The organism is Fredinandcohnia quinoae, assembly GCF_022427965.1.
Taxonomy (GTDB): domain Bacteria; phylum Bacillota; class Bacilli; order Bacillales; family Bacillaceae_L; genus Ferdinandcohnia; species Ferdinandcohnia quinoae.
In genome coordinates this window covers 44115-52374 of sequence record NZ_JAKTTI010000031.1, presented here as the reverse complement: position 1 = coordinate 52374, position 8260 = coordinate 44115, and the positions used below count along the sequence as shown (strand labels likewise).

General features: G+C 37.4%; 8 protein-coding genes and 1 riboswitch. Of the genes, 4 read left to right on the top strand and 4 right to left on the bottom strand.

Annotation, left to right across the window (positions count from 1 at the left end):
• Window positions 1-47 (bottom strand): helix-turn-helix domain-containing protein (locus MJG50_RS22400; protein WP_431307300.1); only part of this gene is annotated, 47 nt, incomplete at its 3' end.
• Between the two features lie 382 nt (window positions 48-429).
• Here MJG50_RS22400 and MJG50_RS16890 point away from each other — a divergent pair.
• From MJG50_RS16890 to trhO, 4 genes are all read left to right on the top strand, one after another.
• Window positions 430-1437 carry a 2-oxoacid:acceptor oxidoreductase family protein gene (locus MJG50_RS16890; RefSeq protein WP_240256930.1) on the top strand — a complete coding sequence of 336 codons (1008 nt, stop codon included), beginning with the start codon at window positions 430-432 and terminating at the stop codon, window positions 1435-1437.
• Between the two features lie 17 nt (window positions 1438-1454).
• Window positions 1455-3767 (top strand): thiamine pyrophosphate-dependent enzyme, encoded by a 2313-nt coding sequence (locus MJG50_RS16885; protein WP_240256929.1) that lies wholly within the window; start codon window positions 1455-1457, stop codon window positions 3765-3767.
• Window positions 3768-3831: 64 nt separating this feature from the next.
• Entirely contained in the window at window positions 3832-4782 is a 951-nt protein-coding gene (locus tag MJG50_RS16880) for an MBL fold metallo-hydrolase (RefSeq protein WP_240256928.1), read from the top strand.
• A gap of 117 nt (window positions 4783-4899) precedes the next feature.
• Window positions 4900-5808, top strand: a complete 909-nt coding sequence (gene trhO / locus MJG50_RS16875; protein ID WP_240256927.1) for an oxygen-dependent tRNA uridine(34) hydroxylase TrhO — start codon at window positions 4900-4902, stop codon at window positions 5806-5808.
• A 24-nt stretch (window positions 5809-5832) separates the two neighbouring features.
• Here trhO and thiD read toward each other — a convergent pair whose 3' ends face one another.
• Genes thiD through thiM form a run of 3 tightly spaced genes read right to left on the bottom strand, consistent with a single transcriptional unit; the run spans window position 5833 to window position 8067 of the window.
• The gene (gene thiD, locus MJG50_RS16870) at window positions 5833-6609 is read right to left on the bottom strand and encodes a bifunctional hydroxymethylpyrimidine kinase/phosphomethylpyrimidine kinase (RefSeq protein ID WP_240256926.1); all 777 of its coding nucleotides are present in this window, start codon (window positions 6607-6609) and stop codon (window positions 5833-5835) included.
• Window positions 6606-7256 (bottom strand): thiamine phosphate synthase, encoded by a 651-nt coding sequence (gene thiE, locus MJG50_RS16865; protein WP_240256925.1) that lies wholly within the window; start codon window positions 7254-7256, stop codon window positions 6606-6608. Before thiE ends, thiD begins: the two co-directional genes overlap by 4 nt.
• Window positions 7243-8067, bottom strand: coding sequence for a hydroxyethylthiazole kinase (thiM, locus tag MJG50_RS16860; protein WP_240256924.1), 825 nt, complete (start codon window positions 8065-8067; stop codon window positions 7243-7245). Before thiM ends, thiE begins: the two co-directional genes overlap by 14 nt.
• Before the next feature lie 58 nt (window positions 8068-8125).
• Window positions 8126-8237, bottom strand: a riboswitch (TPP riboswitch).
• Window positions 8238-8260 lie beyond the last annotated feature (23 nt).

Sequence of the window (8260 nt, the reverse complement as noted above, 5' to 3'; positions counted from 1 at the left end):
TCTATAGTTGGATAGATACGGAATTTGTATGCCTTGTTGATTAGCATTGTTTTCACTTCACCTCAAAGAGAACATTTGTTCTTATTTTACCATACGGAAACCACTTTGGCTACTGCCAACCGACATTCATCTCCCCCCTTATCGTTTGGCTGCGCCCATCACATGAATGAATAGAGAGTCTTCTGTCGGAAATTGATAAAATACTGACAGATCTCACATCTGTTATATTACAATGTTAAATATGTATTATAACAGATTAAAAGTCATTCTTGAAATTTCCATATAACTTAGATTTTCTCATATCAAATCCCATTTTATTAAAACTCTGTTGTATTTCATTTTGTATCCTGTTACAATCAAAATATATTTATTAGAAAATTTATAATTTTCTAATCGTTAAGTTATTTTTCTATGATAGGAGGAATCTTTTTGGCAAAACTACCTAGAGTAAATGAATTAGGTTTTTTTGAAATTCGTCTTGAATCCATCGGGGGCTTAGGGGCAAATTTAGCAGGTAAAATGCTTTCGGAAGATGGTGTCGTTGGAAATGGATTCAACGGAGTTGGATTTTCATCATATGGCTCAGAGAAAAAAGGCTCACCTGTAAAAGCACATATTCGCTTTTGTGACCCTGACACTACTATTCGAGATACCACACCTATTGAACGTCCTCACGTAGTTGGAATATTCCATGATGCTCTTTTTAAAACTATTAATTGTACAAGCGGAATTTATAATGATAGTACTGTGTTAGTTAATTCAAAGAAATCTCCAGAAAAGCTGAAAGACTTAATGAAGATTGAAGGTGGAATTGTAGCAGTAATTGATGCAACAGAAATCGCCTTGCAGGAACAAACAAAGGTTAACACTGCCATGCTTGGAGCGCTTTATCGAATACTCGATTTCTTAGATCCTGAATCAATGAAAAATACGATTAGGAGAACTTTTGAAAATAAGTATCCTCATTTGGTTGAACCAAATATTCGTACATTTGACCGAGGCTTTCACGAAGTTAGATTTGAAGTTTTTGAACCTGATCAAAATATAGAGCCTAAGCCTTTTACACGGCCTGTGTCTGCCCTAGGCTATGCAAATCAACCAATTGGAGGGACTGTAACAAATCCCGGAAACAGTATTTTGAAAGATTTAAGTATATCACGAGCAGGAATGCTTCCTCACTTTCATGAAGAAAAATGTATTAATTGCGCCGCATGCGATACCGTTTGTCCTGATTTTTGCTTTGTTTGGGAGGAGAAGGCTGACAAAAGAGGTCGACCGCAAATGTTCCTGAAAGGAATTGATTATCAATATTGCAAGGGCTGTTTGAAATGTGTCCACGCCTGCCCTGTGGAAGCGCTATCAGACGAAAGAGAGCTTGATGATGGCTTTGCTAATGCTAATCGTGTCCCCCACATATTTGATTTAGTAAAAAATTAGGAAAGGTGGTAACTATATTGTCCATAGATGTAACTAGTGAAAAGCTGAACGTCCAAAAAGGCACCCTTGAACAAAGTATAGTCTTCGAATCAGGTAATGAAATGGCTGCATATGCAGCACACCAAATTAACTATCACGTGATGGGATATTATCCGATTTCTCCCTCCACTGAAGTTGCACAATTTTTGGATGGGATGAAGGCAAAGGGAGAGCATGATATTGTACTAATACCAGCTGATGGTGAACACGGTTCTGCCGGTATATGCTATGGTGCGTCAACTGGTGGGGGTCGTGTATTCAATGCAACCAGTGCGAATGGGTTCTTGTACATGCTTGAACAATTGCCTGTTCAATCTGGAACCCGTTTTCCAATGGTTTTGAATTTAGTCAATCGATCGGTGTCTGGCCCATTAAATATTCATGGTGATCACTCTGATTTATATTTTGCTCTCAATACCGGCTGGCCGATTTTGATGGCACGTGACCCGCAAATAGTCTATGATATGAATATTTTAGCTATTAAACTTGCAGAAGATCCTGAGGTTCGGTTACCTGTTATCGTCTCCTTTGATGGTTATTTTACATCCCATCAAAAAAGACGTGTACAAGTAATTAAGAATAAAAAAGATGTACACGACTTTATTGGTGATCCACCAAGGAACTTTCCACATGCACTTGATCGTGAAAACCCAGTAACAATCGGTCCGTATATGAATGAACCGGATTATATCAATAATTGCTACCAGCAATCAGAAGCGATGTATAATGCTGAAAAGGTTTTTGATAGAATTTCTAAAGAATATGCTGAACTTACAGGCCGTGAGTATCCGGTTCTAGATTTATATCGAATGGAAGATGCAGAAATTGCAGTATTTATGCTTAATTCAGCTGCTGAGGTTTGTAAGGACGTAGTGGATCGTCTTCGTGAACAGGGTGTCAAAGCAGGAGTTATCTCACCGAATATGATTCGTCCATTCCCGCAAAGGCAGCTTGCAGAAGTATTGAAGAATGTCAAAGCGATAACAGTAGGCGATCGTGCCGATTCCTATGGGGCGCATGGGGGCAATATGGCTCTTGAAATTAGAGCCACCTTGCAAACATATGGTAATGCTAGTACAAAGGTTATCAACCGTGTATATGGACTTGGTGGAAAGGACTTTTATGCAGATGATGCTGAACACTTTTTCCGTTTGGCACAGGATGCCGTCGAAACAGATTTTGTGGAAAAGCCATTTGATTATTTTGGACATACACCTGGAGACCCTGACAAAGCTCCACAAAGAATCGTTAATCCGTTGAAAAAAGAGGATTTAGTAACTGGATTGATCACTGTAACACCTGATGATGAAACTGGTGAATTAAAAGTAAAAATTCCACCTTTACGTTCACTTACTAAAAAGCCAAAACGAATTGCTTCCGGTCATGGGGCATGCCCTGGTTGTGGAATTTTCTCTGGATTAGAATTATTTTTCAAAGGAATTGAAGGGGATATTGTTGCTTTATTCCATACAGGATGTGCAATGGTTGTGACAACCGGTTATCCATATAGTGCCCATAAAGCGACCTATATCCATAATCTTTTCCAAAATGGTTCTGCTACATTATCAGGACTAGTCGAAATGTTCCATGAGCGCAAAAGGCGTGGGGAATTCGAGGAACTAGGATTGAGTGATAATTTCACATTTGTGATGGTTACTGGTGATGGTGGAATGGATATTGGAATGGGTCCTGCAATTGGTACTGCATTAAGAAACCATAAAATGATCATTCTTGAGTATGATAATGAAGGTTATATGAATACAGGAAGTCAGCTTTCCTATTCAACTCCAATGGGTCATATGACAAGTACTTCAAATGTCGGGAGTTTTCAAAATGGAAAGCCGTTCCATCATAAGGATACAGCACAAATAATGGCTGCAACGCATATTCCTTACGTATTTACCGGTACGGAGGCATTAGATCGGGATCTCTTGAAGAAAGCCGCCAAGGCACAATGGTATGCTCAAAATGAAGGATTAGTATACGGAAAAATTTTAATCACATGTCCATTAAACTGGAAATCAAAGGACGAACTCGGGCAGGAAATCGTAGGAGCAGCTGTTAACTCCTGTTTCTTCCCTCTCTATGAAGTAGAACACGGAATCACAACTATTACTTATAATCCCGAGGAAAAGAATAAGCGTATTGATGTAACAAGATGGCTTGAATTAATGGGAAAAACAAAGCATTTACTAAAGGAAGAAAGTAAAGATATGCTTCAGGAATTCCGTGATGAAGTTGAACGGCGATGGAATATGCTTAAAGCAAAGCATGAAAGTCCATATTTGTAAGAATACAGTTAAAACAAAGAACAGTGACACTGTTCTTTGTTTTATTTAATAATGATATGATATAATGAATGAATATTCACTCATTATACTCATTGAAGGACTCATTCTAAAAGAGGTGAGCAAGTTGAAAAGCATTGGTCCGCTTATTATTGTAGAGGGTCCAAATAATAGTAAGGTCCCTTTTTCAAGAAGTTTATATATTGATTGTTCTGACAAGGTATTAATTGATTCTGGAGCAGATCCGATGGCATTGACCTCAATCGATAAAGAATACGGAATTGAACTTATCATAAATACCCACTATCACCCCGATCACACCGGGCACAATTATTTATTTAAAAATGCAACGAAGTGGATTAATCCAATCGAATTTGAAACAACAAGAACAATTGATGGAGTTGCAAAAGCCAATGGAATCCATCAAGAATGGGGTTCTAAGGGTGTAGAAATGTGGCGTAAAACCCTACCACAGGAATGGATAACAAATCTTGAGGAAATTTCGGGAACTTATAACTATGAAATCGATTATACATTTGGTGATGTTAAGGTTGTTTTTCTTCATATTCCAGGACACACGGAAGGTCTTTCATGTCCCTACTTCCCTGATTTAGGTGTTGCCTTTGTTGGAGATTATGACATGACATCCTTCGGTCCATGGTATAACGGTAGCGACGGAGACATTGAAGACTTCATAAAATCCGGAGAACGCCTTCTCTCCTTAGATGTTCATACATATATTACTGGACATCAAAAAGGAATTTTCTCCAAACAAGATTTTAAACAAGCAATGGATAATTTCCTTGCGATTATCGAAAAACGTGATGAAGTGATTGAGCAATATGCACGACAAGGACTTTCATTTGAGGAACTATCAAATATTGGTATCTTTTACCCCAAAAATGCATTAAAAGAGCCTATTTTCAATACGTGGGAACGATGTGGTATTCGTAAACATCTCTATCGCCTTGGCTTGACTGTACATGAAACTAACAAAATGGCCACTTATCAAAGTTAAGATAAGTGGCCATTTTTTATTTAATGAGATTGCCTTCAAATTGAATCCATTGTTCACTTACATACGTTTTTTTGATATTATACTTTAGGTAAGAAAGAAATAGAATAGGTGAGTAAAATGAATTATCAAGTACTACTATATTATAAATACGTACAAATAAAGGACCCAGAGGCATTTAGAGATGCTCATTTGGAATTATGCAATGAAATTGGTCTTAAGGGTAGAATTTTAGTTGCCACAGAAGGTTTGAATGGTACGGTATCTGGTACTATTGAACAGACAGAGCGATACATGAATACTTTGCGTGAAGATGCTCGATTTACTGATATTATTTTCAAAGTCGAACCTAGCTCTGGACATGCTTTTAAAAAAATGAAGGTAAAGGTTAAACCAGAGATTGTTAATCTTCATTTGGCCAATGACTTGAATCCTAATGAAGTTACCGGAAAACATCTCACACCTAAAGAGTTTTTTGAAGCGATGCAGGATGATGATGTCATTATTCTTGATGCAAGAAATACGTATGAGTATGATTTGGGCCATTTTAAAAATGCTATTCGTCCTAATATCGAAACATTTCGTGAGCTTCCAGCCTGGGTCGAAGAAAATCTAAGCAAATACAAGGATAAAAAAGTACTAACCTACTGTACCGGTGGAATTCGCTGTGAAAAATTTTCTGGTTTCCTCGTTAATGAAGGTTTTCAGAATGTGAATCAATTACATGGTGGAATTATCACGTACGGATATGACCCTGAAGTTAAAGGAGCATTATGGGATGGGAAATGCTATGTATTTGATGAGCGTATTTCTGTATCTGTAAACAGAACTGGTGAAGAAGTGATTGTAGGCAATTGTTATCACTGTGGAAATCCTGAGGAACGGTATGTCAAATGCGGAAATCCCGACTGTAATAAACACTTACTCTTATGTGAAGAATGTGAACACAAACATTTACGCTCATGTAGCGAAGAATGTAAGGAACACCCAAGTAATCGTTATGTAAAAGAACATCAATTAAATGCGTAACCCCCTATATGAGGGGGTTATTTCTTACCTGTAATGATGATTCAATGGTCCGCTTCCCTTTCCAAGATCAAGGCCTGCTTTCAATGCACCCGTAATATAATTTTTCGCTTGCTGAATGCTTGTCTTAATATCTAATCCATTCGCCAAATTACATGCTATGGCAGAAGATAGCGTACAGCCTGTACCATGAGCATTAGGATTATCAATTTTAATACCCGTAAACCAGATAAATTCTCCATTGCTGTATAATAGATCATCTGCAGTAGATTTAAGATGCCCCCCCTTAATTAAAATATTCCCGTCGTAAAATCCTGATAATTTCAAAGCTGCCTTTTGCATGTCTTCCTTCGTATGGATTTCCATTTCACTAAGGCATTCTGCTTCAGCAAGATTAGGGGTAATAACCGTTGCAAGTGGAATCAGTTTATTAATTAATGCATCCATCGCATCCTCACTTAAGAGTCTATTACCACTTGTTGAGATCATGACAGGATCAACAACAATATTACGAGGTTTGTATTCAATCAGTTTTCCTACAATTTTTTCTATGATTAATGGTGAAGAAACCATTCCTATTTTCACACTATCTGGAAAAATATCATTCATAATGCAATCAAGCTGCTGACCGACAAACTCCGGTGGGGTATCGATTACTCCATACACACCAGTTGTGTTTTGCGCCGTAAGAGCGGTAATTGCACTCATTGCATACATTTTATGTGCTGTAATTGTTTTAATATCAGCTTGAATTCCTGCACCACCACTACAATCAGATCCAGCAATACTTAGTACCTTTTTCATACTGATCCCTCATTTACCATTTTCTTAGAAAGTTCAAGTAGTTTTTGACATGCTTCCACAATATCAGAATTTGCAAATATAGCTGATATTACAGCAACTCCATCCACTCCACTACCAGAGAGCTCTAATAGATTTGTTTCATTAATTCCTCCAATTGCAACAACTGGAATTGAAACGTTTGTACAGATTTCTTTCACTGTTTCAAAGTTCATTGGAGTAGCGTCATGTTTTGTTTTTGTACCAAAAACATCACCGATACCAAGATAATTTGCACCTTCCTGCTCTGCTTTCAGTGCTTGTTCTACTGTTTGTACGGATACTCCCAGGATTTTGTCGGAACCAATCATACTTCTTACCTTTTTAACTGATAGATCTTCCTGCCCAACATGAACACCATCAGCATCACTAGCAATCGCAACTTCAACATTATCATTAATTACAAATGGTACTTTAAATGTATCTGTAATTTTTTTAATATGGATTGCTTGTTTTAAAAATTCATCATATGGTAGGCTTTTTTCTCGCAATTGAACGAAGGTTACTCCACCTATTATCGCATCTTCTACTTGCTCAGCAAGTGTGCGGTCACCTAACCAAGCACGATCAGTGACTGCATATAAAAGCATTGAGTCATTATCTAGTTTCAATTTTACTCCCCTTTTCTAAAAGTGAATGGTTCATTACACTCATATAATCAATAAGAAATGTTCTAAAGCTAGATGTTCCCCCGTTTGTTTTCAATAATTTCTCATAGGCAAGTTCGCCACAGAGTCCCATTGCACTTACTGCAGCAGCTGTACTATCAAGAGTATCGCCTTTATTTGCACCACAATAAGCACCAATAACAGCAGTAAGCATACAACCTGTACCAGTAATTTTTGACATTATTTCATGACCATTACGGATCATATACACTTTCTTTTCATCTGCTACAATATCAATCTCACCTGTAATCGCAATAACTGCCCCCGTCCTTCTACTTAATCTCTGAGCAAGTTCAATCATTTCATCAAGATTATGATTTGTAACTAAGTCCTCTATTGATGCATCTACACCCTGCGTTGAACCACTTCCCGCATAAACAGTCTTGATTTCAGAAATATTTCCTCTAATTACCGTAAATTTAACTTCATTTAATAGTTCATAAACTGTATTTGTACGAAGCTTGGAAGCACCTGCTCCAACAGGGTCAAGGATGACTGGGTTACCGAGCTCATTAGCTTTTTTTCCAGCTAGAATCATTGAGTGAATTGTTCTATCATTTAGTGTACCGATATTAATAACAAGTGAATTACATATACTTGTTATTTCCTCTACCTCCGCCATATCATCTGCCATAATTGGTGACCCACCACATGCTAGAATCATGTTTGCAACATCATTGACTGTCACATAATTCGTTATATTATGTACAAGTGGTATAGTTCTATCAATATTTTCAAAGACTTTTTCAAACATCTTTCTTCCCCCCTAATAAAATTAAAAATGCGATATACCCAATAAGGATATACCGCATGAAAAAGCAAGCATTATTTCCCTACGTTGGCATTATCCAAATCAGGTTCATGGGTCAAAGCTACATTTCGCTTACTCTCAGCCCACATGTGTGAGCCCCCCTATAAATCTATTATAACTTACCTCTATACTACCA